Source organism: Phenylobacterium sp. CCH9-H3 (assembly GCF_001557235.1).
Classification (GTDB): Bacteria; Pseudomonadota; Alphaproteobacteria; order Caulobacterales; family Caulobacteraceae; genus Phenylobacterium.
This window is the reverse complement of the sequence record NZ_LSJI01000077.1, coordinates 33,989-60,126: the sequence shown is the minus strand read 5'-3', so window position 1 is coordinate 60,126 and position 26,138 is coordinate 33,989. Positions and strand designations below refer to the sequence as shown.

The 26,138-nt window shown below is 68.9% G+C and carries 20 protein-coding genes; 9 read left to right on the top strand and 11 right to left on the bottom strand.

Annotated elements, in window-relative coordinates; translation table 11 throughout:
• A partial coding sequence (locus tag AX721_RS07035) for a methyl-accepting chemotaxis protein (protein WP_068875298.1) occupies window positions 1-1,400 on the bottom strand: 1,400 nt, incomplete at its 3' end.
• Between the two features lie 170 nt (window positions 1,401-1,570).
• Between AX721_RS07035 and AX721_RS07030 the strand changes: the two genes are divergently transcribed.
• Window positions 1,571-1,879: an energy transducer TonB gene (locus AX721_RS07030; protein ID WP_068875297.1), complete on the top strand. Its 309-nt coding sequence runs from the start codon at window positions 1,571-1,573 to the stop codon at window positions 1,877-1,879.
• A gap of 72 nt (window positions 1,880-1,951) precedes the next feature.
• Here the strand turns inward: AX721_RS07030 and AX721_RS07025 are convergent, their stop codons facing one another.
• Window positions 1,952-2,869, bottom strand: coding sequence for an SDR family oxidoreductase (locus AX721_RS07025; RefSeq protein ID WP_197422490.1), 918 nt, complete (start codon window positions 2,867-2,869; stop codon window positions 1,952-1,954).
• A gap of 202 nt (window positions 2,870-3,071) precedes the next feature.
• On the opposite strand from AX721_RS07025, the gene AX721_RS07020 reads away from it, so the two are divergent.
• Complete coding sequence (locus AX721_RS07020; protein ID WP_068875296.1) at window positions 3,072-4,337, top strand: hypothetical protein; 1,266 nt, start codon at window positions 3,072-3,074, stop codon at window positions 4,335-4,337.
• A gap of 6 nt (window positions 4,338-4,343) precedes the next feature.
• Here AX721_RS07020 and AX721_RS07015 read toward each other — a convergent pair whose 3' ends face one another.
• The 3 genes from AX721_RS07015 to AX721_RS07005 form a co-directional block, all read right to left on the bottom strand.
• Window positions 4,344-5,168, bottom strand: a complete 825-nt coding sequence (locus tag AX721_RS07015) for a DUF72 domain-containing protein (RefSeq protein WP_068875295.1) — start codon at window positions 5,166-5,168, stop codon at window positions 4,344-4,346.
• A 79-nt stretch (window positions 5,169-5,247) separates the two neighbouring features.
• Window positions 5,248-6,900 carry a M28 family metallopeptidase gene (locus tag AX721_RS07010; protein WP_068875294.1) on the bottom strand — a complete coding sequence of 551 codons (1,653 nt, stop codon included), beginning with the start codon at window positions 6,898-6,900 and terminating at the stop codon, window positions 5,248-5,250.
• Window positions 6,901-6,959: 59 nt separating this feature from the next.
• On the bottom strand, window positions 6,960-7,733 hold the full coding sequence (locus AX721_RS07005; RefSeq protein ID WP_068875305.1) for a TetR/AcrR family transcriptional regulator: 774 nt from the start codon (window positions 7,731-7,733) through the stop codon (window positions 6,960-6,962).
• Window positions 7,734-7,918: 185 nt separating this feature from the next.
• Here AX721_RS07005 and AX721_RS07000 point away from each other — a divergent pair, with 185 nt between their 5' ends.
• Genes AX721_RS07000 through AX721_RS06990 form a run of 3 tightly spaced genes read left to right on the top strand, consistent with a single transcriptional unit; the run spans window position 7,919 to window position 13,548 of the window.
• The gene (locus AX721_RS07000) at window positions 7,919-9,337 is read left to right on the top strand and encodes an efflux transporter outer membrane subunit (RefSeq protein ID WP_068875293.1); all 1,419 of its coding nucleotides are present in this window, start codon (window positions 7,919-7,921) and stop codon (window positions 9,335-9,337) included.
• 8 nt (window positions 9,338-9,345) lie between these two features.
• A complete protein-coding gene (locus tag AX721_RS06995; RefSeq protein ID WP_231733379.1) occupies window positions 9,346-10,413 on the top strand; it encodes an efflux RND transporter periplasmic adaptor subunit in 1,068 nt (355 codons plus the stop codon).
• 6 nt (window positions 10,414-10,419) lie between these two features.
• Window positions 10,420-13,548: an efflux RND transporter permease subunit gene (locus AX721_RS06990; protein WP_068875291.1), complete on the top strand. Its 3,129-nt coding sequence runs from the start codon at window positions 10,420-10,422 to the stop codon at window positions 13,546-13,548.
• Here AX721_RS06990 and AX721_RS06985 read toward each other — a convergent pair.
• Window positions 13,545-14,531 (bottom strand): threonine/serine dehydratase, encoded by a 987-nt coding sequence (locus AX721_RS06985; protein ID WP_068875290.1) that lies wholly within the window; start codon window positions 14,529-14,531, stop codon window positions 13,545-13,547. The genes AX721_RS06990 and AX721_RS06985 overlap by 4 nt on opposite strands.
• On the bottom strand, window positions 14,528-14,947 hold the full coding sequence (locus AX721_RS06980) for a VOC family protein (protein ID WP_068875289.1): 420 nt from the start codon (window positions 14,945-14,947) through the stop codon (window positions 14,528-14,530). The genes AX721_RS06985 and AX721_RS06980 overlap by 4 nt, the downstream gene beginning before the upstream one ends.
• Window positions 14,948-15,091: 144 nt before the next feature.
• Between AX721_RS06980 and AX721_RS06975 the strand changes: the two genes are divergently transcribed.
• Both AX721_RS06975 and AX721_RS06970 read left to right on the top strand, forming a co-directional pair.
• The gene (locus AX721_RS06975; RefSeq protein ID WP_068875288.1) at window positions 15,092-16,378 is read left to right on the top strand and encodes an adenylosuccinate synthase; all 1,287 of its coding nucleotides are present in this window, start codon (window positions 15,092-15,094) and stop codon (window positions 16,376-16,378) included.
• 97 nt (window positions 16,379-16,475) lie between these two features.
• Window positions 16,476-17,297, top strand: coding sequence for a response regulator (locus AX721_RS06970; protein WP_231733378.1), 822 nt, complete (start codon window positions 16,476-16,478; stop codon window positions 17,295-17,297).
• On the opposite strand, the gene AX721_RS06965 is transcribed toward AX721_RS06970, so the two are convergent.
• Together AX721_RS06965 and AX721_RS06960 are read right to left on the bottom strand one after the other, a co-directional pair.
• Window positions 17,294-18,388, bottom strand: a complete 1,095-nt coding sequence (locus AX721_RS06965; protein ID WP_068875287.1) for an alkaline phosphatase family protein — start codon at window positions 18,386-18,388, stop codon at window positions 17,294-17,296. The genes AX721_RS06970 and AX721_RS06965 overlap by 4 nt on opposite strands.
• Before the next feature lie 12 nt (window positions 18,389-18,400).
• Entirely contained in the window at window positions 18,401-20,746 is a 2,346-nt protein-coding gene (locus tag AX721_RS06960; RefSeq protein ID WP_068875303.1) for a TonB-dependent receptor, read from the bottom strand.
• Window positions 20,747-20,965: 219 nt separating this feature from the next.
• Here AX721_RS06960 and AX721_RS06955 point away from each other — a divergent pair, with 219 nt between their 5' ends.
• Window positions 20,966-21,700: a DeoR/GlpR family DNA-binding transcription regulator gene (locus tag AX721_RS06955; protein ID WP_068875286.1), complete on the top strand. Its 735-nt coding sequence runs from the start codon at window positions 20,966-20,968 to the stop codon at window positions 21,698-21,700.
• Here AX721_RS06955 and AX721_RS06950 read toward each other — a convergent pair.
• Together AX721_RS06950 and lepA are read right to left on the bottom strand one after the other, a co-directional pair.
• The gene (locus AX721_RS06950; protein WP_068875285.1) at window positions 21,697-23,346 is read right to left on the bottom strand and encodes a M10 family metallopeptidase; all 1,650 of its coding nucleotides are present in this window, start codon (window positions 23,344-23,346) and stop codon (window positions 21,697-21,699) included. The two genes, AX721_RS06955 and AX721_RS06950, sit on opposite strands and share 4 nt — an antisense overlap.
• Window positions 23,347-23,484: 138 nt before the next feature.
• On the bottom strand, window positions 23,485-25,290 hold the full coding sequence (gene lepA / locus AX721_RS06945; RefSeq protein ID WP_068875284.1) for a translation elongation factor 4: 1,806 nt from the start codon (window positions 25,288-25,290) through the stop codon (window positions 23,485-23,487).
• Between the two features lie 158 nt (window positions 25,291-25,448).
• Here lepA and AX721_RS06940 point away from each other — a divergent pair, with 158 nt between their 5' ends.
• Complete coding sequence (locus tag AX721_RS06940) at window positions 25,449-26,099, top strand: DUF1134 domain-containing protein (RefSeq protein WP_068875283.1); 651 nt, start codon at window positions 25,449-25,451, stop codon at window positions 26,097-26,099.
• The last annotated feature ends 39 nt before the right edge of the window (window positions 26,100-26,138 follow it).

Here is a 26,138-nt window from a genome sequence, read left to right as displayed (position 1 = left end):
GCCTCGACACCGGCGTTCAGGGCCAGCAGGTTGGTCTGGAAGGCGATCTCGTCGACCACGCCGATGATCTGGTTGATCTCGCGGGCCGACGCCTCGATGGCCGTCATCGAGGTGACCGCGCGGCTGACGACGTCGCCCGAGCGCTCGGCCTCGGTCTTGGCGGCGGCCACGGCTTCGCGCGACAGGGTGGCGCCCTCGGCCGAACGCTGGACGGTGGCGGTGATCTGATCCAGCGCCGCGGCGGTCTGTTCGAGGGTCGCGGCCTGACGCTCGGTGCGCTGCGACAGGTCGTCGGCGGCGCCCGAGATCTCGCTGCCGCCCGACCGGATGGCCGACGTGGAGGCCGCGATGGCCGACATGGCCTTCTCCAGCTTCACGACGGCGTCGTTGAAGTCGTTGCGCAGCTTCTCGTACGAGCCGGGGAAACCTTCCTGCAGGCGGACGGTGAGGTCGCCCGCGGCCAGGCGCTCTAGCCCGCCCGCCAGAGAGTCGACCACGCGGGCCTGTTCCTCGGCAGAAGCCTCGGCGGCGGCGGCGCTCTCGCGGCGCGTGGCCTCGGCGGCCGCCCGCTGTTCCTCCTGCTCCTGGCGCATGCGCTCCAGGTGCAGTTGGTTGTCGCGGAAGACGTTCAGGGACTTCACGATGGCGCCCAGCTCGTCCTTGCGCTCCAGCTTGTCGAGATCGACGTCGTTCTCGCCGCGCGACAGGCGCTCGGTGGCGCCCGCGATGCGCTGCACGGCCCGGCGCATGTTCAGCACCAGGAAGACGGCGATCACGCCGGTGATCAGCAGGGTGGCGACGGAGGCGGCGATGGTGACCGCCTGGGCGGTCTTGGACCGCTCGCTGGCGGCGGCGGCCTGTTTGTCGGTCTGGGCCTGGGTCGCCGCGACGATCGCCTGCAGATTGGCGGTCATCTTGGCGTACTGGTCCTCGAACGGCGCGGCGAAGCCGGCGGCGGAGGCGAAGTCGGCGCTCATCATCGCGACGATGACGTCCAGGGCCTCGCGCGTCTCCTTCAGGTCCTTCAGCAGCTTGTCGTACTGCGGACGCTGGGCAGGGGCCGCGGCGGCGCGGGCGACGCCCACTTCCTTGGTGATCTTGTCGACGGTGGCCATCAGCTGCTGGCTTCTGGCGCCGATCTTGTCGGTCTCCATCTGGGCGGCCTGATGGGTGAGAAGAATATAGAGGTCGCCGTGAACGCCGGTGATCTGTTCGGAGATCTTCTGCATGCGCAGGCTGTTCGGCATGTCCGTGCGGACCACCTGTTCCAGCTCGCGCATCTGGTTCTGCTGGATCACCACTGCGCCGGCCGCCATCAGGGCCAGCATCAGCAGTGCGAGCGCAGGCGCGAAGCCCACCTTTACCATCAACGGCAGATCGTCGAGTCGAAAGCGCTTCATTTGGGTGTCCCCCGCATGTCTACCTTGCCTTGGGGCACACCCCGCGAGCCTGGCTATGCTGAACGGAACTCCCTAACCGATTCTCACTTTTCCCATTTTTTCGGGAAATTTAGGGTTCGTTCACCGCCCGGCGGTATTCCCCCATCATTGTTTCTCAACAGGAGGTGGGGATGCAGAAAGCTGTCTCTCTTTTCGGTGGTATTGTTCTGAGCGTTGCTTTGGCGGGTGCGGCGAGTGCTGCTTCCTTCCAGGAAAGCATGTCTAAGTGCCTGATGAAGAATGCCAACACGCGCGACGCCGCGACGGTGATGCTTCAGTGCACGGCGGCCGGCGGCAAGCTCGACGGCTGCACCGTCCTGTCGGACAGCGCGCCCGGCAAGGGCTTCGACAAGGCCGCCCTGTGCGTGGCTCAAGCCATGCCGATGGGCGACAAGTCGGGCGACGTGAAGATCCCGATGCGCTTCCCGGGCGGCGCGTAAGCAGCCGCATCGTTCGAAGACTGCAGAAATACCCAAAGACGCCCCGCCCCCGGGGCGTCTTTTTCGTTGGGTTCACACCGTGCGCTGGGCGCGGTCCTTTTCGTTCGTGGCGCGGATCGCGTTGCGGGCCTGCTCCCATTCCGCGTCGCCCCAGTCGGCCAGGCGCGCGAACCCGCCGCCGCCCTTGAGGTGCGAGCCGCCGTCGATGGCGATCGTCTGGCCGTTCACATAGGCCGACCCTGGATCCAGCAGATAGACGGCCAGGTTCGCCAGCTCCCGCATCTCGCCGTTGCGGTTCAGCGGGATGGTGGGCTCGGCCGCTCCGAGCATGCCGCCGCCGCCCGGATTGAGCCGCGCGCTCATGCCTTCGGTGGGAAAGGGTCCCGGCGCGATGGCGTTGAAACGGACGCCGCGGTTGCCCCATTCCACCGCGAGCGACTGGGTCATGACGTTCAGCCCGGCCTTCGACATGGCCGACGGCACGGTAAAGGGCCCGCCGTTCCAGACCCAGGTGGTGAGGATCGAGACCACAGAGGCGTGCTTGCCCTCCGCGAGCCAGCGCTTGCCGGCGTCCAGGGTGACGAAGAACGACCCGCGGAAGACGATGTTGGCGATCGCGTCGAAGCCCTTGGGCGACAGATCCTCGGTCCGGCTGATGAAATTGCCCGCCGCGTTGTTGACCAGTCCCGTCAGCGCGCCGCCGGCCCACACCTCGTCCATGGCGTCGTGGATCGCCTCGGGCACGCGGATGTCGCAGGCGATGCCCGTGCAGCGCCCGCCGGCCAGGGCGCCGTGCGCGTCGCTGAGTTCCTTGGCGGCGTCGGCGATGACCGAACCGCGCCGGCCCCAGATGTAGACCTCGGCGCCCAGCATCACACAGGCCTCGGCCATCACCTTGCCCAGACCGGTGCCGCCGCCGGTGATCAGGACGCGCTGGCCCTTCATCAGGCCGGGGCGGAACATCAGGTCGTCGATCGACAGCTCGATCATCGGGGTTGTCCTCCTTGTTGGTCGCCTATCTGCGGTTTCATGACGCAGGGCCAGTCAAGGCCCGGTCGTCTCCCGAGACAACATGCCGGCCGACGGGGTCCGCGTTCTCGAAATGGCGGAAAACATTAACCTAATGGAAGGGCTGGTCTAATGAGGTGCCCAACTGGAGATTGCCTAAGGTGAAGCTGAAGGGGTTTGGGTTGTGACCGCCGTTGCCTGCCTCCGCGTGGACGTCTCCGGGCACGGCGATCTGATGCCGCTGCCCGCGCTTGAGCAACTCGTCCACAAGTTCGCCAGCGCCTATCTTGAAACTCGCTGGTCCTGGCCGCGTCGGTTCGCGCCGCTCACCGACGTCAGCTTCCTGCTCACCGATCCGCGGTCCGACGAACTCGACCTCGCTGAACTGCGCCGTCTGTCGGACGAACTGCAGCGGCATCTGTTCGGCACGGCCGAGGAGGGCGAGGTCGCCCTCCTCGTGTTCGAGGGGACGCACGCCGCCGTGACCGCCTTCGCGGCTTTGGATTCCCGGCAGGTGGTCGACGCCATCGCCGACCCGAGCCTGCTGCCCGCGGGGGGGCGGCTCACCCGCATCCTGCCCGAGTGCCGCGCCGGGGCGGAAGACGTCGCCGAGACGGCAACGGCCCCGGCGGAGGCGGAGTGGCGCCCGGCGTCGTCCCTGAAGCGTCAGCTGCTGGAGCCGCTTCCGCCGCCGCCCCCGGCCTGGGAGGGCGTGCAGGGCGTCTATTTCATTCCCCGCAGCGTCTTCTATGGCGACGTGGTGATGTACGTCCCGCAGAACGCGAAAACCCACCTCAGCGTGGTGGACGGCGCCGAGCATATGCCGAAGGAGCCGAGCGCCTTCGACGCCGACTGCGTGCGGATCGCCGCCCGCTTGCTGTCGGAGCGGCCGAAGGGCCCGCTGATCTTCGTGCCCATCTGCTTCACCAGCCTGGCGCGGCCGTCGCTTCGCGACGCCTACCTGGCCCTCCTGGCCGAGTTGCCGGTCGAGCGGCGGAGCGAACTGGCCGCCACCATCTATGACGTGCCCCGCGATCCAGCCTTCACGGGCCTGCGGCAGGCGCGCGCGCTGCTGGAACCGCATTTCGGGACCATCGACCTGCGGGTCACAGACCCGGGATTCGAAATCGAGAAGCTGCCGGCGGAGTCGGTGAACAGCGTCACCCTCGTTCTGCCCGAGGGCGACAACCATGTCCGGCTCTCGGCCCTGCGCCGCTTCGCCGAGCACCTGGTGCACTATAAGCAGCGGCGCATCTGGCCGGGGGTCACCAACGTCCGCCGACGGGCGGAAGTCGACGCGGCGGCGCGCCTGCGCGTGCCGTTCGTCACCGGGCCGGGAGTCTGCACGCCGGTGCCGGCGCCGGTCGGCGGCCGCACCCTGGCGCCGGAACAACTGCCCATGTCGCTCTCGGGCTGGATGGACGTCCGCGACCGGAGCCTGGCGTCGTAGCGAAGTTCAATCGGCAGGGATCCGGAACCCCGGGTCCACCCGCCGGATGAACTCCATCGCCGCCGCCGGCGCGCGCACCTTCCCCTCGTGGATCACGAAGGCGTAGACGTCGCGCGGCGTCTCCGGCGGGCCGGTGCGGTCGACCGGCGTGAAGTCGCCGGGGACGCCGCCCTGCGCATATTCCCTGAAGCGCCCGGCCCAGAGGTCGAGATCCGCGGGCGCATAGCCGGTCTCGATCTTGTCGTCGGCCGAGATCAGCCGCAGGTAGACGAGGTCGCCCGTCACGTCGGGGATCAGGGGATAATTCTCGTTCTCCGACACGCAGATCGTGACCCCGCGCTCGCGGCACAGGCCCACGAACTTGGGGTCCGCGAAGGTGCCGTTGCGCACCTCGATGACGTGCTGGAGCCGGCCGCCGTTCAGGGTCTCGGGCAGCAGGTCGAAGAAGCCGGCGAAATCGTCGTAGTCGAACTTCTTGGTGGCCATGAACTGCCACAGGATGGGGCCCAGGCGGTCCCCCAGTTCCTCCATCCCCTGGCCCATGAAGAGCTCGATGGAGGGCTTCGCGTCGGTCAGCTTCTTGCGGTTCACGCAGAACCGCGAGGCCTTCACCGCGAACTTGAAACCCTCGGGCGTGGCCGCGCGCCACTTGGCCCAGCTCTCCGGCTTGAAGCTGGAATAGTAGGTCCCGTTGATCTCGATCGCGGTGAGATGCCGGCTGGCATATTCCAGCTCGGCGGCGTGCTTCAGGCCCTTGGGATAGAAGACGCCCCGCCACGGCTCGAAGGTCCACCCGCCGATACCGCAACGGATCCTGCCGGCCTCAGCCATATGGCGCCTCCCTCGTTCGCCGTCACAGTTAGCGTCTGCCGTGGACGTTCTCAAGATGTTCTCGCAGCGCCGGCGCGTCCTACTTCCGCTGCGCCCTGGTCTTGTCGCGCTCGGCCTTGAACTCGGCGCCGACCTTCCACTCCGGCCAGATCCGGCTGTTGGCCAGCTTCTGCCCGAGGTCGAACAGCAGGGTCCCGTCGGCTTCGAAGCCCTTCGGATCCCAGTTCGGGTCGAATTCGTCGGCGGGCTGGTGGTACTGGTTGGCGGTGTAGGCGGCGCGCCGGGCCATGCCGGCGGCCTTGCCGCCCTGGACCAGGTCCTGGCCGCCGCCGAAGCTGATCGCCGGCACGCCCACCTTGGCGAACGGGAAGTGGTCCGAGCGGAAGAAGCTGCCCGCCTCTGGCCGCGGGTCGGGGCTGTAGTACCGGTCGTGGGTCTTGCCCACCGAGATCAGTTCGTCCTGCAGGGTCAGCGGCGCATTGCCCGAGGTGGTGAAGTCCTTGGCCAGGCCGCTGGGCCCAACGCCGTCCATGTTGATCACCCCCACCGTCGTGGCCAGGGGATAGAGTGGGGACGAGGCATAGTACTCCGAACCCAGCAGGCCCTTCTCCTCGGCCGTCACCGCCAGGAACACGACCGTGCGCTGTGGCTTCGGCCCCTTTGCGAAGGCGCGGCCCAGCTCGAGCAGCATCGCCGTGCCGGAGGCGTTGTCGAGGGCGCCGTTGTAGATGGTGTCGCCCTTCGCATCCGGCTGACCGACGCCCAGATGGTCCCAATGGGCGGTGTAGAAGACGCGCTCCTCCGGGTACTTCGAGCCGGGCACGGCGCCGACGACGTTCTTCGAGACCACCTTCTGCGCATCCACCGCATAGTCGGTCGAGAAGGTCACGCCCTTCAGCTCCACCGGCTTGAACGCACGGGTCTGGGCCTCCTTCTTAAGCGCCTCGAAGTCGAGGCCTGCGGCGGCCAGCATCGCCACGGCCTGGTCGCGCTGCACCCAGCCTTCCAGCGGCGCATGGTCGGTGCTCGGATCCTTGCGGATGACGTCGAAGATCTCGTTGGTGTTGGAATTCTTGACCGTCGCCCAGCCGTAGGAGGCGGGCGCGGTCTCGTGGATCACCAGGAAGCCGATGGCGCCTCTCCGCGCCGCCTCCTCGAACTTGTACGTCCAGCGGCCGTAGTAGGTCATGGCCTTGCCGCCGAAGTCGCCCTCGCCGGTCTCGAAGTCGGGGTCGTTCACCAGGACCAGGGCTACCTTGCCCTTCAGATCCATGCCCTTGAAGTCGTCCCAGTCGCGCTCGGGCGCGCTCACGCCATAGCCGACGAACACGACCGGCGCGTCCTTCACCGTCAGCCGGTCGCCGATCATGGTGGCGCGGATGGCGATCTCCTCGCCCTGGGTCCAGGTGCGGGTCTCGCCGTCCATGGTGACGCTCACGGCGACCGGGCCTTTGGTGGCCGAACGCACCAGCGGCACGTCCTGGGTCCAGGCGCGGCTGCCGTCGCTCTGCTTGTCGCCGGCGGGCTGCAGGCCGGCGGCCTTCATCTGCTCGATCAGGTAGGCGACGGTCTTCTTCTCGCCCTCGCTGGCGGGCGCGCGGCCCTCGTACGCGTCGGACGACAACACCTGGGTGTCCCTCAGGATCCGGCCGACGTCGACGGCCGAGGGTGCGGCCAGGGCCGAGGTCGCGGCGATCACCGACACGGCCGCGCTCAGGAGAAGCTTTTGCATCAACTCACTCGATTGGGGGGCGAAAGTTGCGCGACCCTAGAGGGGACGCGCACGGTTCGCTAGCCCCTGGGCGCCCGCGCCTGGATGAGGGCCCCGATCCCGTCGAGGACGACGCCGAGGCCGAACTTGAAGCGCCACAGCGGGTCGGCGAACACCGCCTTGTCGGCTTGTCGCCACGCCTCGCCCAGCCGCAGCACATGAGGGTATTTGTCGGCGTCGAGCTGGGCGGTCAGCGCCGGCTCCGCCATGGCGAACCACTGCTCGTCGGTAAGGCCGCTGACCCGTTCGGCCTCACGCGCCTCCCGCGCTTCCAAGAGGGCGCCGACCAGGAAACTGTGCAGCACATCGATCACCAGGTCCTTGGTCAGGTCGTCCAGGCCAGTGGCGTCCAGGATGCGCAGGGCGATTTCGTGCCGGGCCACCAGGTTGGGACCCAGCGGCGGGCGGTGCAGCGCCAGGTCCAGCATCCAGGGGTGGCGCTCGGTGAGCCGCCAGCGCTCGCAGGCCACGAAGGTCAGGGCCTCGCGCCAGCCCTGCCCCTCGGGCGGTGGCACGTCGCCCTCGCCCAGGATGCGGTCGAACATCAGCCCGACCAGCTCGGCCTTGGAGGGGACGTAGGTGTAGACGGACATCGGCGAGACGCCGAGTTCCTGGGCGATGCGGCGCACCGAGATGGCCTGCAGCCCCTCGGCGTCGGCCACGGCCACCGCCGCCTCCACCACCTGATCGACCGAATAGCGCGGCTTGGGGCCCCGGCGGCCGGGCTCGGACAGGCCCCACAGCAGATCGATGCTGCGCCTTGGGTCTCCCCCGCCTGCGAATTCCCGTGTCATCGTCTCGGCCACATTACAGATAAAACACTTTACATCATACGGAGTTTAAGCGAGACGGCTTGCCGCACGGTGACCGCAAGAGTCGCTGGCGGAGGCGATGTCAGGGGATATGGGCCCTGCGCAGATCGTGCGCCGGGGGATACAAAGTCCTGTTCAACAACGCCGGTTCCAAAGCCCTGCCGACGATGATCCGCCGCCCTGGCCTCTACATCGCCCTGACCGCGCTTGCGCTCACGGCTTGCGCCACGCCGCGCAAGGCGGACGTGAGCCTGCCCGCCGGCTTCGAGGCGCCCGCCGGCGTCCCGGGCGGCGCGATCGCGCTCGACACCTGGTGGACCGCCTATGGCGACCCTGAACTGACGGCGTTGATCGAACAGGCGTTGCTCCGCAATACAGACGTCCGGACGGCCCGTTCGCGGATCGACGAGGTCAAGGCTCAGCGGACGGCCGCGATCCTGCAATACCTTCCGCAAGGCGATGCAACCGCCTCGGGCCGGCGCACCGACACCGAGCAGATCGGCGGCACGTCCGCCAGTATTCCAGGCTTCTCCACCAGCGGCGTGTCCCGCCAGTACTCGGCCGGCTTCGACGTGAGCTGGGAGCTGGACCCCTGGGGCCGTGCGCTGTTCGCCTACCGCTCCGCCAACGCCGAGGTCGATCGGGTCCTCTACGCCTACGAGACCACCCGCGCCCAGATCGCGGCCGACACGGCCGACGCCTGGTTCCAGGCGCGGGGCCTGGCGATCCAGCTGGCCGACGCGCGCGAGACGGCCCGCATTCAGCAGGATCTCTACGACGTCGCGGCCAAGCGCGCCGCGAACGGCCTGGCCGCGACCACCGAACCTGACCGCATCGCCGGCGACCTGGCCCAGGCCCAGAGCCAGGTGGCGGCCCTGGAAGCCCAGCTCCAGGTCCAGAAGCGCGCCATCCTGATCCTGGCGGGCCGCGTGGTCGACCCGACCGCCAGCATCGACGCGCCGCCCCTGGTGGGCCAGGCGCCGCCCGTGCCCGCCGCGATCCCAAGCGAATTGCTGCAGCGGCGGCCCGACGTGCGCGGCGCCCAGGCGGCGGTGCGCTCGGCCGCGGGCCAGCAGCGCCTGGCGCAGCTCGCCTTCTTCCCGACCTTCACCTTCAGCCCTGGCCTGGGCTGGCAGCGGATCGAGCAGCCGGGCTTCACGACCGAGACCCAGAACTGGTCGATCGGCGGCTCGGTGATGCAGCCGGTGCTGTCCATCCCGCGCCTGTTGTCCGAGCTGAAGGTGCAGAACGCCCGCACCGAACAGGCGGTCACGGCCTACGAGAAGGCCGTGCAGACCGCGTTCCAGGAGGCCGAGGGCGCGCTGGTCAACCTCGACGCAGACCGCCGCCGCGTGGCCCTGCTCGCCGAGGGCGAGGCCCGCGCCGCCAAGGCCTACCAGGCCGCCCGCATCGGCTACGCCCGGGGCCTGACGGATCTCAACTCCACCCTTTCCGCCGAGCAGGCCTGGCGCGCCGTGCGCACCCAGCTCACCTCGGCCCAGGTCCAGGCGCTCCGCCGCTCGGTCCAGGCCTACAAGGCCCTGGGCGGCGGCTGGCCCGCCCAGGCCTACGCATCCGCCAAATGAGTCGACGCATGAAGCTCGCCAAAGCCCTTCTGCCCCTGGCCGCCGTGCTGGCGCTCAGCGCCTGCAAGAAGCCGCCCGAAAAGGTGTCCGAAAAGGACCAGGCCCGCGCCGTGCGGGTGATCCGGATCGAGCCGCGCTCGGTGGTCGGCGGCCTCACCGCGTCCGGCGATCTCGTCCCGCGGGAAGAGGCGGCGGTCATGCCCGAGGTCACCGGCTATCGTGTGTCCCGCGTCCTCGCCGACGTCGGGGACTATGTCCGCGCCGGCCAGACCCTGGTGCAGCTGGATCCCACGCTGCTCGAGGCCCAGATCGCCGCTTCCCAGGCCCAGGCCGCCCAGGCCGCGGACCAGGCCAAGCGCGTCGCCGACCTCGACGGCCAGGGCGTGCTCAGTCAGGAACAGATCGTCCAGCGGCGCTTCCAGGCCCAGGCGGCGGCGGCCAACCTGCGCAACCTGCAGACCCAACGGCGCAAGCTCGCCGTCACCGCGCCGGTTTCCGGCCTGATCCTGGAAAAGACCGTGCGGCCCGGCGACCTGTCGGCGGGCGGCGCGACGCCCTGGTTCCGCATGGCCCGCGATGGCCAGGTCGAACTCTCGGCCGAATTGGGCGAGGCCGATCTCGCCCGCGTCCGCGTCGGACAGACCGCCACCGTGACCCTGCCGTCTGGCGCCGTCGCCCAGGGCCGGGTGCGTCTGATCAGCCCGCAGATCGACCCGCAGACCAAGCTGGGCGAGGTCCGGATCCTGCTGCCGGTTCGTCCCGACATCCGGGCCGGCGGCTTCGCCCGCGCCGTCTTCACCGACGCGGCGGGCCAGGCGTTGGCCGTGCCCGAGACCGCGATCCGCTACGACGCCGACGGCGCCAGCGTGATGACCGTGGGCGCCGACAACCGGGTGAAGCGCGTGGCGGTGCAGACCGGCCCGCGCGGCGGCGGCTACGTCCAGCTCGTCCGCGGCCCGCCCGCCGGAACCCGCGTCGTCCAGAACGCCGCGGCCTTCCTGCTCGACAACGATCTGGTCCGCCCGACCGAAGGCGCCGCGCCGCCGCCGGCCGCGGCGCCCGCCAAGAAGCAGTAGCGCCCCATGAGCCACCAGCCCCACGACCCCCGCGGCGGGCTTCAGATCTCGGCCTGGGCCATCAAGAACCCGGTGCCGGTGACGGTGCTGTTCGTCGGTCTCGTCCTGGCGGGCGTGATCGCCTACTTCGGTCTGGCGGTGAAGAACTTCCCGGACGTGCAGTTCCCCGCGGTCTCGGTGACCATCACCCAGAGCGGCGCGGCGCCCGGCGAGATCGAGACGCAGATCACCCGCCAGGTGGAGGACGCCGTCTCGTCCATCCCCAACGTGCGCAACATCCAGTCGACCGTCACCCAGGGCGTCTCGACCACGATGATCGAGCTGGAGATCGGCGAGGATCTCCAGAAGAAGACCGACGAGGTGCAGACGCGGATCGATCAGATCCGGCCGAACCTGCCCCGCGAGATCGACGAGCCGCTGGTGCAGCGGGTGGAGTTCGACAGCCTGCCCATCACCACCTTTGCGGTGGAGGCGCCGGCCATGTCCGATGTCGAGCTGTCGTGGTTCATCGACGACACCCTGTCGCGCGCGCTGCAGGCGGAAAAGGGCGTGGCCCAGATCCGTCGCGTCGGCGGCGTGACTCGCGAGATCAATGTCGTCATCGACCCGGACAAGCTCGCCGCCCGCGGGCTTACCGCCGCCCAGGTGAACAACGCGCTGCGCGCCGCCGACCTGGACGTGCCCGGCGGGCGGGTCGAGGTTGGCGGTCGCGAGCAGACGGTCCGCGTCCTGGGCGCCGCCACCACCCTGGCCCAGCTGCGCGAGATGACCATCCCCACCGGCACGGGCAGCTATGTGAAGCTGACCGACGTGGCCGAGGTGGGCGACGGCGCCGGCGAGGTCCGCGGCTTCGCGCGCCTGAACGGCCGCCCGGTTGTCGGCTTCCAGGTGATGAAGACCCGCGCCGCCTCGGACATCGCGGTGGAAGACGCCGTCCTGGCCCGGCTGGAGAAGCTCGAAAAGGAGCGGCCGGGCGTGAAGTTCACCCGGATCTTCACCACGGTGCAGGAAACCCGCGACAGCTTCCGGGCGACCCAGCACGTGCTGCTGGAGGGCATGATCCTGGCGGCGCTGGTGGTGTGGCTGTTCCTGCGGGACTGGCGGGCCACCATGGTCACCGCCTTCGCCATGCCCGTGTCGCTGATCCCGACCTTCTTCGTGATCAACATGTTCGGCTTTTCGCTGAACGTCGTGACCCTGCTCGCCCTGACGCTGGTGATCGGGATCCTGGTCGACGACGCCATCGTGGAGATCGAGAACATCGAGAAGCGGGTGAAGGCCGGCATGCGCCCGTACGAGGCGGCGATGCAGGGGGCCGACGCTATCGGTCTCGCGGTCGTCGCCACCACGGCGGCCATCGTGGTGGTGTTCGCCCCGGTCAGCTTCATGACCGGCATGGTCGGCCAGTTCTTCCGCGAGTTCGGCCTGACGGTCTGCGTGGCCGTGCTGTTCTCGCTGCTCGTCGCCCGCCTTTTGACGCCGCTGATGGCCGCCTACCTGCTGAAGCCGACGACCCACACCGAAGTGCGCAAGCCGATGCCGCGCTTCTACGCCCGTGCCCTGACCTGGGCGCTGGACCACCGGATCGTGGCCTCGATCGTGGGCAGCGTGATCTTCATCGCCTCGATCTTCCTGGTGCCGCTGCTGCCGTCGGGCTTCCAGCCCGCGGGCGACCCCGACTACCTCTTCGTCAGCGTCCAGGGCCCGCCCGGCGCGACCGTCGAGGACATGGAGGAGACGGTCCAGCGGGTTACGGCCGCGGTGAAGTCCGATCCTTCGGTCACGGACGTCTTCGCCGAGGTGGGTTCGTCGGGTCCGGCCAACCCGTTCGCCGGCGGCGGCGGCGGCGGCGACCTCCGCTCGGCGAGCCTGAACGTCCTGCTCGATCCGAAACGGAGCGCGAGCGGCGACGAGATCCGCGCCGCCCTGCGTCAGAAGCTGCGCGACATTCCGGATGCGCGCGTGAACTTCCTCGATTTCCAAGGGTCAGCTGGCTACCAGCAGATCCTGACCAGCGAAGACCCGGCCAAGCTTCTGGCGGCCTCCACCGAGCTCGAGCGCCAGATGCGGACGCTGGACGTCCTCGCCGATCCCCGGCCGTCGGTGCCGCCCACCGGGCCCGAACTGGTGATCCGGCCGCGCCACGCCGAGGCCGCGCGTCTGGGCGTGTCGGCCGAGACCATCGCCCTGGCCGCCCGGGTGGCGACGGTGGGCGACATCGACGCCAACGTGGCCAAGCTCACGGCGGGCGAGCGGCGGATTCCGATCCGTGTCCGGCTGCCGGCCGACGCCCGCGCCGACCTCGAACGGATCAAGTCCCTGCGCCTGCCCACCGCCAGCGGCGGCGTGACGACGCTGGAGGCCGTGGCCGACGTGGAGTTCCAGGCCGGCCCCGCCCGGATCGAGCGCCTCAACCGCCAGCGGCAGCAGACCGTCCAGGCCGAGCTGAACGGCATCGAACTGGGCCAGGCCGCGGCGGCGGTGAAGAAGCTGCCGATCATGCAGAAGCTGCCCGAAGGGGTGACCCCGGCCGAGACCGGCCAGCAGGAAGCCTTCACCGAGATGATGCAGTCGTTCAGCATCGCGCTGTTCGCCGGCATCGCCCTGATCTTCGGCGTGCTGGTGCTGCTGTTCCAGTCGTTCTTCAAGCCGATCGTGATCCTGGCGGCCCTGCCGCTGGCCATCGGCGGCGCCTTCCTGGGCCTGCTGGTCTTCAACCTCTCGCTGTCGATCCCCTCGCTGATCGGCCTTCTGATGCTGATGGGCCTGGCGGCGAAGAACTCGATCCTGCTGGTCGAGTACGCCATCGAGCGCGAGCGCGAGGGCATGCCCCAGCGCGAGGCCCTGATCGAGGCCTGCCGCGAGCGGGCGCGTCCCATCGTGATGACCAGCGTGGCCATGGCGGCCGGCATGCTGCCCACGGCCTTCGCGCTGGAAAAGGGCGCCGAGTTCCGCCAGCCCATGGCCGTGGCCGTGATCGGCGGCCTGATCACCTCGACGGTCCTGTCGCTGGTGCTGGTGCCGGTGGTCTACGAGTTCGTGGATGACTTCGAGAACTGGCTGAAGCCCAAGCTGGCCCGGCTGGTCACCCCGCGCGAGGCACCCCGGGAAGCCCTGCCGGAGGATCGCCTCTAAAGCTCGCGGCGCAGCACCCGGGCGAACTGTTCGGGGTCGACGTTGCCGCCCGAGAGGACCAGGGCGACCGTGTCGGCCGAGGTCTTCACCTTGCCCGCCAGCAGGGCGGCGAGGCCGGCCGAGCCGCCGGGCTCGACCACCAGCTTGAGGGTCGAGAAGGCCACGCGCATGGCCTCGGCGACCTCGGCGTCGGTCACCACCGCGACGTCGGCCACGGTGGCCTTGAGGATCGGGAAGGTCAGCTCGCCCGGGCAGGGCGTCTCCAGCGCATCGCACAGGGTGCGGTGGGTTGGCGTCATCGGCGTGCGCACGCCAGCCTGCAGCGACTTCAGGGTATCGTCGTAGCCCTCCGGCTCTACGCCGATCAGCGCGGTCTGCGGCGACAGCGCCTTCACCACCGTGGCGATCCCGGCCAGCAGGCCGCCGCCGCTGCACGGCACGATCACCGCGCCGGGCGTGACGCCGCGAGCCTGCGCCTGGGCCATCAGCTCGAGCCCGGCCGTCCCTTGCCCCGCGATGATGTGCGGATCGTCGAACGCCGGCACCACCACCGCCCCGCGTTCCTCGGCGATGGCGGCGGCGATCTTCTCCCGGCTCTCGGTGAGGCGGTCGTAGAACTTCACCTCCGCCCCATAGCCGGCGGTGGCCTCGGCCTTCACCTTCGGCGCGTCGGCCGGCATCACGATCAGCGCCGGGATGCCCAGCAGCTTCGCCGCCAGCGCCACACCCTGGGCATGGTTGCCGGACGAGAAGGCCACCACGCCGCGGTGGCGCTCCTCCGGGGAGAGCTGGACGAGCCGGTTGTAGGCGCCGCGGAACTTGAAGGCGCCCACGCGCTGCAGCGTCTCGGCCTTGATCAGCACGCGCCGGCCCAACCGCTCGTTCAGCGCCGGGCTCTCGATCAGCGGCGTCTCGACGGCCACGCCCTTCAGACGGGCGGCGGCGGCTTCGATGTCGGCGAGGGAGACGGCGAGGGCGCTCACTTCGCGAACACCATGCTGTCGTCGGCGAAGGCCTTGAACTCCAGCGCGTTGCCGGAGGGATCGAGGAAGAACATCGTCGTCTGCTCGCCCGGTTGGCCCTTGAAGCGGATATTGGGCTCGATGACGAACTTTGTCCCGGCGGCCTTGAGTGTCTGCGCCAGCGCCTCCCACTGCGGCAGCGTCAGGATCGCGCCGAAGTGCCGGACCGGCACATCGTGGCCGTCGACGGGGTTGGTGGCCTTGTGCCCCGCCTCGTCCGGCGACAGGTGCGCGACGATCTGGTGGCCGTAGAAATCGAAGTCGACCCAATCGTCGCTGGACCGGCCCTCGGGGCAGCCCAGCAGGCCGCCATAGAAGGCGCGGGCCTCGGCGAGGTCGCGGACGGGGAAGGCGAGATGGAAGCGCGGGATGTCCATGCGGCCGCAGATAGCGCGCGAGCCACTTGAGGGCGAGGCCCACTTCGTCTAGACCGGCGCCGCATTTTGATCTCCGCGCCTTTGCCGAGCACCTGTCGAAGGGCTTGGGCGCGTTCTCCGGGCAGGTCGGGAGATCGTATCCAGATGGCCAACGTCACCGTGATCGGCGCCCAGTGGGGCGACGAGGGCAAGGGCAAGCTCGTCGACTGGCTCTCCAACCGCGCCGACGTGGTGGTGCGGTTCCAGGGCGGCCACAACGCCGGCCACACCTTGGTGGTGGGCAACCAGACCTACAAGCTGTCGCTGCTGCCGTCGGGCGTGGTCCAGGGCAAGCTGTCGATCATCGGCAACGGCGTGGTGGTCGATCCCTGGCACCTGCTCAAGGAAATCGAGACCCTGGGCGGCCAGGGGGTGGCGATCGGGCCCGATCTGCTGGTGCTGGCCGACAACGCCTGCCTGATCCTGCCGATCCACCGCGATCTGGACCAGGCGCGCGAGGCGGCGGCCACCAACAAGATCGGCACCACCGGCCGCGGCATCGGCCCGGCCTATGAGGACAAGGTCGGCCGGCGCGCGATCCGGGTGGCGGACCTGGCCGACCGCGAGGCCCTGGAAGCCAAGATCGACCGCCTGCTGGCCCACCATGCGCCGCTGCGAAAGGGCTTGGGTCTGCCGGACGTGGACGGGGCCGCCCTGCTGGCCGAGCTGGAAGCCATGGCGCCCAGGATCCTGCCCTTCGCCCAGCCGGCGTGGCTGAAGCTGGACGGTATCGTGAAGTCGGGGAAGCGCGTGCTGTTCGAGGGCGCCCAGGGCGCCCTGCTGGACGTCGACCACGGCACCTATCCCTATGTGACTTCGTCCAACACCGTGGCGGGCCAGGCCGCCGCCGGCTCGGGCCTGGGGCCCAAGGGACCGGGCTATGTGCTGGGGATCGTCAAAGCCTACACGACCCGCGTGGGCGAGGGGCCGTTCCCCACCGAGCTGTTCGACGAGGTCGGCCAGCACCTGGGCACGGTGGGTCGGGAATTCGGCACCGTCACCGGCCGCTCGCGCCGCTGCGGCTGGTTCGACGCGACCCTGGTGCGCCAGTCGGTCGCGCTGAACGGGATCAGCGGGATCGCGCTCACCAAGCTGGACGTCCTCGACGGCCTGCCCACCCTCAAGATCTGCACCGGCTACCGCCTGCACGGGCAGGAGGTCGGCTACCTGCCCGCGGGCCTGAAGGCGCAGAGCCAGCTCGAGCCCGTGTACGAAGAGATGGAAGGCTGGTCCGAAACCACCCAGGGGGCGCGGTCCTGGAAGGATCTGCCCGCCAGCGCGGTGAAGTACGTGCGCCGGATCGAGGAACTGATCGGCGCGCCGGTGGCCCTGCTGTCGACCAGCCCGCAGCGGGACGACACCATCCTGATGCGCGATCCCTTCCACGACTGACGGCGCGCCGCCTGCGGCAATTTATTGCGCCCCGCATCAAGCGATCTTTTACGCATTGCCGTTAGATCGTGGCGCCAGGTGTGAGGGAGCTAAACCCTTGTTCGACGGCGATAAACGTCTCCTTGAGAAGATGCAGCCCAAGCTGAAGCGGGTCCTGATCGCGGACCCGCAGCCGGCCAGCGCGCGCATGTTCAGCGAGCTGATGCGCGACATCGCCCACAGCCACGTCTGGATCGCCGGCAACACCGAGCGGGCGCTGAAGATCGCCGAGACCTGCGATCCGCAGATCATCGTGGTCGAGCTGGGCGACGACCGCGTCGACGGCCTGGGCTTCACTCGCAAGGTGCGCCGTTCCACCTGGAGCTGCCGGAAGGCGCCGATCATCACCATCACCGGCGCCGCCACGGCGGGCATGATCCTGTCCGCGCGCGACGCGGGCGTGCACGAGTTCCTGCGCAAGCCCTACAGCATGAAGGACCTGCTGCGCCGGCTGGAAGCCGTGACGCTGCGCGACCGCGACTGGGTGGAAGGCGTGGGCTACATCGGCCCCGATCGCCGCCGGTTCAACTCCGGCGACTATGCGGGCCCGCTCAAGCGCCGCACGGACGGCACGGAAACGCCCTACCAGCAGAAGATCAACCAGGCGCTGAAGATCATCCGCGCCGCCGTCGCCGCGGCCGACACCGATCCGCACCAGGCGATGCGCGCCATGCTGGCCCAGGCCACGACGCTGCAGGCGGTGGCCACCGACTTCAAGCTGACGCTGGCGGCGTCCGAGTTCTACCGGCACCTGACCAAGGCGGTGAACGCCGGCGCCCTGCTGACCCGCGAGGACGCCGAACGCTGGGCCAAGCCGATGCTCGGTTTCCTGCCCAAGGACGCCGACGCCGACCGCGATAGCGACGCCGAGGCCGCCTAAGGGCGTTCCCGCACATCCAGCGGCGGGCTCGCGGCCGGATCGTAGGCCTTCCAGTCCAGTCCCAGCGCTTCCAACGCCGTCGCGGCGATCTGGCTGGAGGACGCGCAGCCGCCCGGTTTCCGGCCCGGGGCGATCCCGGGACCCAGCACGCCGATCCAGACCGCGTCGGATCCAGGTATATGCCGGCCGTGGTGCTTCCAGCCCGCGTTCGCCGACCCGCCCCGCCCATGGTCGGTGGTGACGATCAGGGTGGTGCGGCCCGCATAGGCCGGGTCCGCCTGTAAGGCGTTCCAGAGCTCGGCGATATAGGCGTCGGCATGGCGCGCGGCCCAGAGCGTCTGGTCGTAGCGGCCCTCGTGGGCGAAGTCGTCGGTCTCGCCGTAGGCGACATAGAGGACGCTCGGCTTCTGGCGCTTCAGCGTCTCCAGGGCGTAGGCGTGGGTGAAGGTGTCCAGCCGCACGGTCGGCCAGATCGGCGGCGCGCCGGCCTGCATGGCGGCGATCTGCGCCTCTGCCGGCGAGCGGGCCGGCGCATCGTCCCAGCCGTCGTTGACCGGCAGCCCGCTGCGGGGCGCGTTGAGGATGTCGGAATAGGCGTTCCACGAGGCCACCGCCTGCACCCGCCCCGCGAACGCCGGGCGGCGGTTCAGCCATTCCAGGAAGGTGACGTTCCGGTTCGGCCCATGTTCGTTGGAGGTGATCGCGGCGTCGGGCTTGCCGGTGAGGATCTCGTTGTAGCCCGGATAGGAAAACCACTTGTCGTTGGCGACAGCCGCGCAGCTGCCCTGGTCGCGGTTCCCTAGCAGCACGCCCTGCTTGGCCAGCACGCCGTGCAGGAAGGGCATCAGGGCGGCGGCCCGGTCGGCCGGCTCGACGAAGGCCGCGCGGAGGCGTTCCCGTCCCTCGCGGTCCGGCGCGAATGCGGGGTCGGCCGCCCGTTCGGGGTCGGCGCCGCGGAAGACCTCGGTCCAGGAGAGCCCGTCCAGGGTGACCAGGACCAGCTTCCGGCCGCCGTCCGCCGCCTGCGCCGCCGTCGCGAGAAGGCCCGCGAGCAGGACGCCCGCCAGGCCTCGAAACCGCCGCCCCGGCATCGCCGTCTCTCCTCAGAAGGTCTTGCGAAGGGTGAAGAACACCTGCTGGGGCGAACCCACAAGCAGCGTCTGGCTGTCGCCGCGAAGCGGGAAGCCGTTGGAGTTGATCGTCGAGATGTATTCCTCGTCGAACAGGTTCGAGACGTTGATCTGCGCCTCAAGCCCGTCGAGCCAGGGCGATCCCGAGAACCGGTAGCCGACCGAGAGGTCGGCCAGCATCTGCGACGGGACGCTGCGGTCGTTCTCGTAGGTGAAGTACCGCTTGGTCATGTAGTTCAGCGAGAAGCGCCCGAAGAAGCTGCCGTTGTCGTAGGCCAGCTCGGCCTTGAACAGGTGCTCCGGCGTGTCCACCGTGGTCTTGCCCTCGGTGCGCGCCACCACGACGCCGTTCCCGTCCACGGTGTCGTCGTCGTAGGTGGAGTCGTTGAAGGCGTAGGAGGCGAAGGCCGACCAGTTCTCGGCGAAATCCCACGTCCCGACAGCCTCGAAGCCCCTGGCCGTCACGCCGCCGACGTTCGACAGCGCCGAGGGGTTGCCGACGATGCCGGAGCCCACCGGCACCGCGAACAGGCGGTCCTTGAACTTCACGTGGTAGGCCGCCAGCACGCCCTGGAAGCTCGCCGTGCGGAAGCGCCAGCCGGCTTCGAAGGTGTCGGAGATCTCGGGCTTCAGCTTGTCCTTGATCGCCAGGAAGCCCGCCTGGTTGGCCGAGAAGGGGCCCGACGTGCCCGAGCTCGGGAAGGCGCGCATGTTGCGGCTGTAATTGGCGAAGAGTTCGCTGTCGTCGTTGAGGGCGTAGCGGGCGCCGCCCTGAGGCAGGAAGTTCTCCTCGGCCTCGATCGTGCCGTTCTTCACCAGCGATGCTGTCCGCGCGATCACCGTCTCGCCCTCGTTCTCCACTTTCAGCGACGCGAAGCCGAAATTGACCGTGAGCTGCTCGGAGATGGTCCAGGTGTCCTGGATGAACAGCTTCCAGGTGGTGGTCTTGAAGTCGTACTCCCAGTCGGTGCGGAAGGGGTCCGACTGCATCTTCAGGGAGTCGCGCTGCGGCGCCTCGCGGTTCAGGCCGTAGTACCGGCGGGCCTGGTTGAAGTCGTTGTCCTCGTACCAGAGCCCCGCGTTGATCGCATGCTGGCCGACCCGCCAGGTGGCGGCCGCGACGACGCCGTACCGGCGCAGGTCGTACTCGGTGGTGCGGATCGAGATCGGCGCGTTGTCGGTCGTCGCCGTCAGGACGCCATAGTTCGGCGAGGGCACGTATGGCGTGTACCACAGGCCCTGGCCTTCGTTGTCGTGGCCGTACACCGTGGCCTTGACGTCAACGGCCTCGCCCAGCGGAAGCCGGAGGGTGACGGCGCCCAGCACGTCGTCGCGCAGGCCGGCCGCGTCATAGTAGGCGTCGTCGGCGCTGGTGATCGCGCCGGGGTAGGTGGTCCCGAAACTGGGGAAGCGGGGCGTCACGCCCGTATAGCCGGTGTTGTTGCCCACCTCGGCGATCTGCACCGCCAGCGGCCAGTTGCCGGTGACATTGTCCCAGCTGTGGCCCAGGCGGCTCAGCATCTCCAGGGACATGTCCTGGTAGTCCTGCTCACGACGCTTGGACCAGTTCACCCAGCCGGTGAGCGAACCCTCGCCGATCGGCTGGACGAGCTTGAAATTGATTTGCTGGTGGCGTTGCTCGCCATCGCCCTTCCACTTGTCGGCGGTGTTGTACGAGTAGCTCAGGTATCCGCGGGCGCCGGTGGCCAGCTCGCCGCTCTCCAGGCGCGCGAAGCCCCGCAGGGTGTTCTCGGTCCCGTAGGTCCCGGCCACCAGGCCGCCGAAGGCGCTCGAGGGGTCGCGCGAGACGTACTTCAGCGTGCCGCCCAGGTTGTTGGCCGAGGCCGTGTCGAGGGCGCCCGCGCCCTGGGCCAGCTCGACGGCGCCCACGTTCTCACTGGCGATGGCGCGGCTGATGTGCAGGCCGTTATGGTTGCCGTAGGTCATGTCGCCCAGCGGCACTTCGTCCAGCGTGAAGCCCAGCTGGCTCTGGTTGAAGCTGCGGATCGTGATCCGCGCCGACCACTCGTAGGAGCCGAAGGGATCGGCCGCCTGGAAGTTCACGTTGGGCAGCTTCTCGACCAGCTTCAACGGGCTGGCCCCGGGCGTCTCGAGGGACAACTCCTCGCCGGACACGGTCTGGACCTGCCGGGTTTCGCCGCGGCCCAGGACCACGATCTCCTCGACCGAGCTTTCGCCCGTCTCCGCCGCGGCGGCGGCGATCGCAGCGCCCACGGGGGCGTCGGCGGCGGCCGCCGATGCGGCCATGGCAAAGCTCAGGGCGGCCGTGGCCGCGCCCGTCAGCATACGGGTTCTCATGATGGTGCCCCTCTGGCGCAGGGCCGCCATCCGCGGCCCCGAACGTCGTTCAGGTAGCAGCGGCTTTTGACAGTTTTGTGTGGTTTGCCACAAAAATTGTGGCATCAGCCAACGCCTGTCGACAACTAGGCCGTCGCTTGCCACATATCGAGGCGAGCGATGTGGGCAGCGACCATGGTGCGCGTAAGAACGTCGATTTCACGACACGAGCGCCAGGAATTGATCCTGGCCGAGATGCGCGTGGGGACGAACGTCCGCATCGGCGATCTGGCCGCCCGGTTCGGAACCTCCACGGAAACCATTCGCCGCGACCTGGACCTGCTCAGCCAGAAGGGCCTGATCAACCGCACCTATGGCGGCGGCGCGCCGTGCCTGTCGCTCGAGCCGGGGATGCGGGAGCGCCACCGGCTGATGGCGGTCGAGCGGCGGCGCATCGCCTTGGCCGCGGCGGAAGCCGTCGGGACGGGCGACGTGGTGATGATCGACGCGGGCTCCAGCACGCTGCACCTTGCGAACGTGCTCGCCGGACTGAATCGCCGGATCGTGGCGATCACCAATGGCTTGCCGATCGCCGACGCCCTGGGGAAGGCTTCGCAAATCCGCGTCGTGGTCTGTCCCGGCGACCTCAACGCCGCCCAGGGCGCCATGGTGGGGCCGGAGACCACGGCGTTCCTGAGCAAGTTGAACGCGGACCGGGCCTATTTCGGCGCCAGCGGCCTGACGGCGGACGGTCCGACCGAGGCCGAGTCCGGCATGGCCTGGGTGAAACGCGCGATGATCGAGCGCGCCGCCGAGGCCGTCCTGCTGGCCGACCATTCGAAGTTCGACGTCCGCATGCTGGAGGTGGTCTGCCCCCTGGCGGACCTGCGACGGGTCGTCACCGATCAACCGCCACCCGAAGGCCTGGCCCAGGCGCTGAAGCGCTCCGGAACCGACCTGACGATCGCCCGCTAGCCTGCGGTGATCCAGCCGTCGCCCAGCGACGACAGGCTGACGCCCACGAGGATGACCTGGCCGCCGCCCGTCATGCTGACCACCGTGTCCGCACCGGCCTGGGCCACCGTGTAGGTCGTGCCCGCGTCCAGCAGGACGCGGTCGCCCTGGGCGCGGTTGAAGTCGGTCACCCGATCGATTCCCGCGTCGCCGAAGCTGTGGAAGATGTCGGCGCCGGCCCCGCCCGTGACGGTGTCGTCGCCCTTGTCGCCCGAGACGTAGTCGTCGCCAGCGCCGCCGCGCACCACGTCGTTGTCCTGGCCGCCCCGGACGATGTCGTTCCCGTCGCCGCCGTCGCAGGTGTCGGCGCCGAGGTTGCCGTAGACAAGATCGTGGCCCCCGTCTCCGGACAGGCTGTCGTTGTCCTTGCCGCCGACGACCCAGTCCTCGCCCAGGCCGCCCGAAGCGGTGTCGGCGCCCATGTTGCCGTTGATGTCGTCGAAGCCCGTGCCGCCGGTGATCCGGTCGTCACCTTCCTCGCCGCGCAGGTAGTTGGCGCCGTTGGCATCCGAGATCGTGTCGTTGCCGAGCCCGCCCCAGACGATGTCGCTACCCGCCCCGCCGTCCAGGCTGTCGTCGCCGTCCCAACCGTCGAGGTAGTCGTCGCCGCCGTTACCGACCAGCACGTTGCGCAGCTCGTTTCCATAGATGTCGTCGGCGTGTTCCGAGCCGCGCGCGTTCTCGATGTCTCCCATCAGCCACGTGAGCGACTGCGGCGCATCCAGGTCCAGCTCGTCGAGCGGCGTGGCGTAGCCAATCTTCACGGGGTCGTTCAGCGAAAGCTGGAAATCCGGCAGGTAGATGTACCACCCGCGGATGGAGCCTTCGGCGCTCAGGGTGTCGCGTCCCGAGGCGTCCCACAGGGTCTCGTAGCGCCCGAAGGCGCGGAGGGTGTGGGTGTCGTCCGTCGCGTTGGTGGCCATGTTGGGACCGTAGAGGGCCCTCAGGGCAAGCACGTCGAGAACCATCGGCGTGGCGGGATCGTAGAGGCGCTGGTCGTAGTCGTAGCTGTCGGCGTAGGCCATGATCGTGGCCCAGTCGACGTCGAGGCCCCCAAAGTCCAAGTCTTCCAGCGTCGGGTGGCCGGTCCCTCCGTCGTCGAACGGGTGCTTCAGGCCCAGGGCATGGCCGATCTCATGCAGGAACACGAACCAGCCCGCGCTGCCCGGATCATAGCTGGGCAGGGTTATGGATGGGCTGTTGAAGTTCAGCACCACGTCGCCGGTGGCCCCGACGTAGGCGGTCTCGGAACTGCTGGTGGGGAAATAGGCCCGCGCCCAGATATCGGTGGACGGAAACGTGGTCGTATTGCCCGAGAGATAGAAATTGATCTCGCTGCCGCCCTGCGCCGCGGCCGTCGGATTGGCGAAGGAGCCGAGGTAGTTGAACCGGACGTCGGCGTATTGCGAGAACGTCTCCAGCATCGCCGTGGCGTTCAGGATCGTCGTGGTGGGGGAGATCCAGGCTTCGCCGTTGAAACCGCCGGAGATCGACCAGTCGATGGAGCGGTCCGTTCCCAGCGTCCAGCGGTACCCCGTGGTCAGGGCGTCCACCAGGACGTCGCCAGTCGGCGGGGCGGGCTCGCCCGATGGAATAGGATTCGCCATGAAACACCCCCGCCAAGCAGGGGTTCGGACCGGCACTCTTCCGATCCTTGCTACGCCCCCAGCGGCAACCTGCAATGGAGCGAACTAGCTTGGCAATAGCGAACGCGTCGCAGACGAGTCGGACTGGCCGCCGAGCCGCTAGTTCTCGTCCATCTTCAGGGCGGCGATGAACGCTTCCTGCGGGATCTCGACCTTGCCGAACTGGCGCATGCGCTTCTTGCCCTCCTTCTGCTTGTCGAGGAGCTTGCGCTTGCGGCTGGCGTCGCCGCCGTAGCACTTGGCCGTCACGTCCTTACGCAGCGCCCTCACGGTTTCCCGGGCGATGATCCGGCCGCCGATCGCCGCCTGGATCGGGATCTGGAACATGTGCGGCGGGATCAGTTCCTTCATCTTCTCGACCATGCCGCGGCCACGCTGCTCGGCCCGGTCGCGGTGGACCAGCATGGAGAGCGCGTCGACCGGTTCGGCGTTGACCAGGATCGACATCTTCACCAGGTCGCCCACCCGGTACTCCTCGATGGAGTAGTCGAAGCTGGCGTAGCCCTTCGAGATCGACTTCAGGCGGTCGTAGAAGTCGAACACCACCTCGTTCAGCGGCAGGTCATAGACCACCATGGCGCGGGCCCCGACGTAGCTGAGCTCGCGCTGCTGGCCGCGGCGGTCCTGGCAAAGCTTGATGATCGCGCCGAGGTAGTCGTCGGGCGTGAAGATGGTGGCCTTGATCCAGGGCTCGGAGATGTCGGCGATCTTCACCGGATCGGGGAGGTCGGCCGGATTGTGCAGCTCGATCTCGTCGCCGTTGGTCAGCTTGACCTTGTAGACCACCGAGGGGGCCGTCGCGATGAGGTCCAGGTCGAACTCACGGGACAGCCGCTCCTGGATGATCTCCAGGTGCAGGAGCCCCAGGAACCCGCAGCGGAAGCCGAAGCCCAGGGCCGCGCTGGTCTCCATCTCATAGGTGAACGAGGCGTCGTTCAGGCGCAGGCGTCCGATGGCGGCGCGCAGGTCCTCGAACTCGGCGGCGTCCACCGGGAACAGGCCGCAGAACACCACCGGCTGCACCTCGCGGAAGCCGGGGAGGGCGGCCTCCGTCGGCCGGCGCTCGTCGGTGATGGTGTCGCCGACGGCGGCGTGCGCCACTTCCTTGATCGAGGCGGTGATGAAGCCGACTTCGCCAGGGCCGAGCTCCGCAAGGTCGGTCTGCTTGGGCTTGAACACGCCGAGGCGGTCGATCTGGTACTGGGCCCCGGTCTGCATCATCTTGACCTTCTGGCCGACCTTCAGGACCCCGTCGAAGACGCGGACCAGCACCACCACGCCCAGGTACTGGTCGTACCAGGCGTCGACCAGCAGGGCTTTCAGCGGTGCGTTCGGGTCGCCCTTGGGCGGCGGCAGGCGCTTCACCACCGCTTCCAGTACGTCGTGGATGCCGAGGCCGGACTTGGCCGAGCAGACGACGGCGTCGGAGGCGTCCAGGCCGATGACATCCTCGATCTGCTGGCGCACCCGCTCGGGTTCGGCGGCCGGCAGGTCGATCTTGTTCAGGACGGGGACGATCTCGTGGTTGTTGTCGATGGCCTGATAGACGTTGGCCAGGGTCTGGGCCTCCACGCCCTGGGAGGCGTCCACCACCAGGATCGAGCCCTCGCAGGCGGCCAGCGACCGGGAGACCTCGTAGGCGAAGTCCACGTGGCCGGGCGTGTCCATCAGGTTGAGGACGTAGGTCTCGCCGTCGTCGGCCTTGTACTCCAGGCGGACGGTCTGGGCCTTGATGGTGATCCCGCGCTCGCGCTCGATGTCCATGTTGTCGAGGACCTGTTCGGTCATCTCGCGCTGGGTCAGGCCGCCGGTCTCCTGGATCAGCCGGTCGGAGAGCGTGGACTTGCCGTGGTCGATGTGCGCGACGATCGAAAAGTTGCGGATATGCGAAAGCGGGGTAGCCATGGGGCGCCCTCTAGCACATTCGCACGCGCGAGATAGCAGCCGCCCTGTCGCGCCGCCCCGAAGCTGCCGCGCAGACGTGGTTAATCGCCCGTTAAGGCGACCTTTGGCATCGAAGGCCGCTGGGCACGGGTGATTCACTATCGGAGGCGAGAAGCGCCATGGACCGCCGCACTCTCATCGTTACGGGCCTGGCGACGCTGGGCGCGCCGGCGATCGTTCGCGCACAGCCGGTGAGCTCCCAGCCCCTGCCGCCGGTCGAAGGGCCGCCGCCGCCGAACAGCTCGCCCGCCTATCCGTCGGCCGGCCCGACTGGCGAGGCCGGGCCGAAGACCTACAGCCAGGACGAGATCGTCACCAACGTCTCCGACTTCCTGGGCGTGACGGCTGAGGCCGCGGGCGCCGCGGTCGAGCGCCTGTTCGCCAACAACGGGCGGCCCACCGCCTATATCGCCGGCGAAGAGGGCTCGGGCGCCATCGTCTTCGGCCTGCGCTACGGCCGCGGCCTGCTCTACATGAAGGACCGGGAGCCCATCGAAGTGTTCTGGCAGGGCCCGTCGGCCGGCTGGGACTTCGGCGGCAACGCCAGCCGCGTCTTCACCCTCTGCTACAATCTCCAGGTCCCCGAACTGATCTTCCAGCGCTACCCGGGCGTCGAAGGCTCGGCCTATCTGGTGGGCGGCCTGGGCGTGAACTATCAGCGGGCCGAGGACGTGACCCTGGCCCCCATCCGCGCCGGCGTCGGCGTACGCCTGGGCGCCAACGTCGGCTACCTCGCCTACACCCGGAAGCGGAACATCATCCCGTTCTAGGGCGCGCTCCCCTTAGCTCCTCCCCCGCAAGGCGGGGGA

Excerpts from the sequence above, each read along its gene's own strand:
- AX721_RS07030 (WP_068875297.1), top strand. The coding sequence starts at position 1,571 with ATGCAGAAAGCTGTCTCTCTTTTCGGTGGTATTGTTCTGAGCGTTGCT.
- AX721_RS07025 (WP_197422490.1), bottom strand. The coding sequence starts at position 2,869 with ATGATCGAGCTGTCGATCGACGACCTGATGTTCCGCCCCGGCCTGATG.
- AX721_RS07015 (WP_068875295.1), bottom strand. The coding sequence starts at position 5,168 with ATGGCTGAGGCCGGCAGGATCCGTTGCGGTATCGGCGGGTGGACCTTC.
- AX721_RS07010 (WP_068875294.1), bottom strand. The coding sequence starts at position 6,900 with ATGCAAAAGCTTCTCCTGAGCGCGGCCGTGTCGGTGATCGCCGCGACC.
- AX721_RS07005 (WP_068875305.1), bottom strand. The coding sequence starts at position 7,733 with ATGACACGGGAATTCGCAGGCGGGGGAGACCCAAGGCGCAGCATCGAT.
- AX721_RS07000 (WP_068875293.1), top strand. The coding sequence starts at position 7,919 with ATGATCCGCCGCCCTGGCCTCTACATCGCCCTGACCGCGCTTGCGCTC.
- AX721_RS06995 (WP_231733379.1), top strand. The coding sequence starts at position 9,346 with ATGAAGCTCGCCAAAGCCCTTCTGCCCCTGGCCGCCGTGCTGGCGCTC.
- AX721_RS06990 (WP_068875291.1), top strand. The coding sequence starts at position 10,420 with ATGAGCCACCAGCCCCACGACCCCCGCGGCGGGCTTCAGATCTCGGCC.
- AX721_RS06980 (WP_068875289.1), bottom strand. The coding sequence starts at position 14,947 with ATGGACATCCCGCGCTTCCATCTCGCCTTCCCCGTCCGCGACCTCGCC.
- AX721_RS06975 (WP_068875288.1), top strand. The coding sequence starts at position 15,092 with ATGGCCAACGTCACCGTGATCGGCGCCCAGTGGGGCGACGAGGGCAAG.
- AX721_RS06965 (WP_068875287.1), bottom strand. The coding sequence starts at position 18,388 with ATGCCGGGGCGGCGGTTTCGAGGCCTGGCGGGCGTCCTGCTCGCGGGC.
- AX721_RS06960 (WP_068875303.1), bottom strand. The coding sequence starts at position 20,746 with ATGAGAACCCGTATGCTGACGGGCGCGGCCACGGCCGCCCTGAGCTTT.
- AX721_RS06950 (WP_068875285.1), bottom strand. The coding sequence starts at position 23,346 with ATGGCGAATCCTATTCCATCGGGCGAGCCCGCCCCGCCGACTGGCGAC.
- lepA (WP_068875284.1), bottom strand. The coding sequence starts at position 25,290 with ATGGCTACCCCGCTTTCGCATATCCGCAACTTTTCGATCGTCGCGCAC.
- AX721_RS06940 (WP_068875283.1), top strand. The coding sequence starts at position 25,449 with ATGGACCGCCGCACTCTCATCGTTACGGGCCTGGCGACGCTGGGCGCG.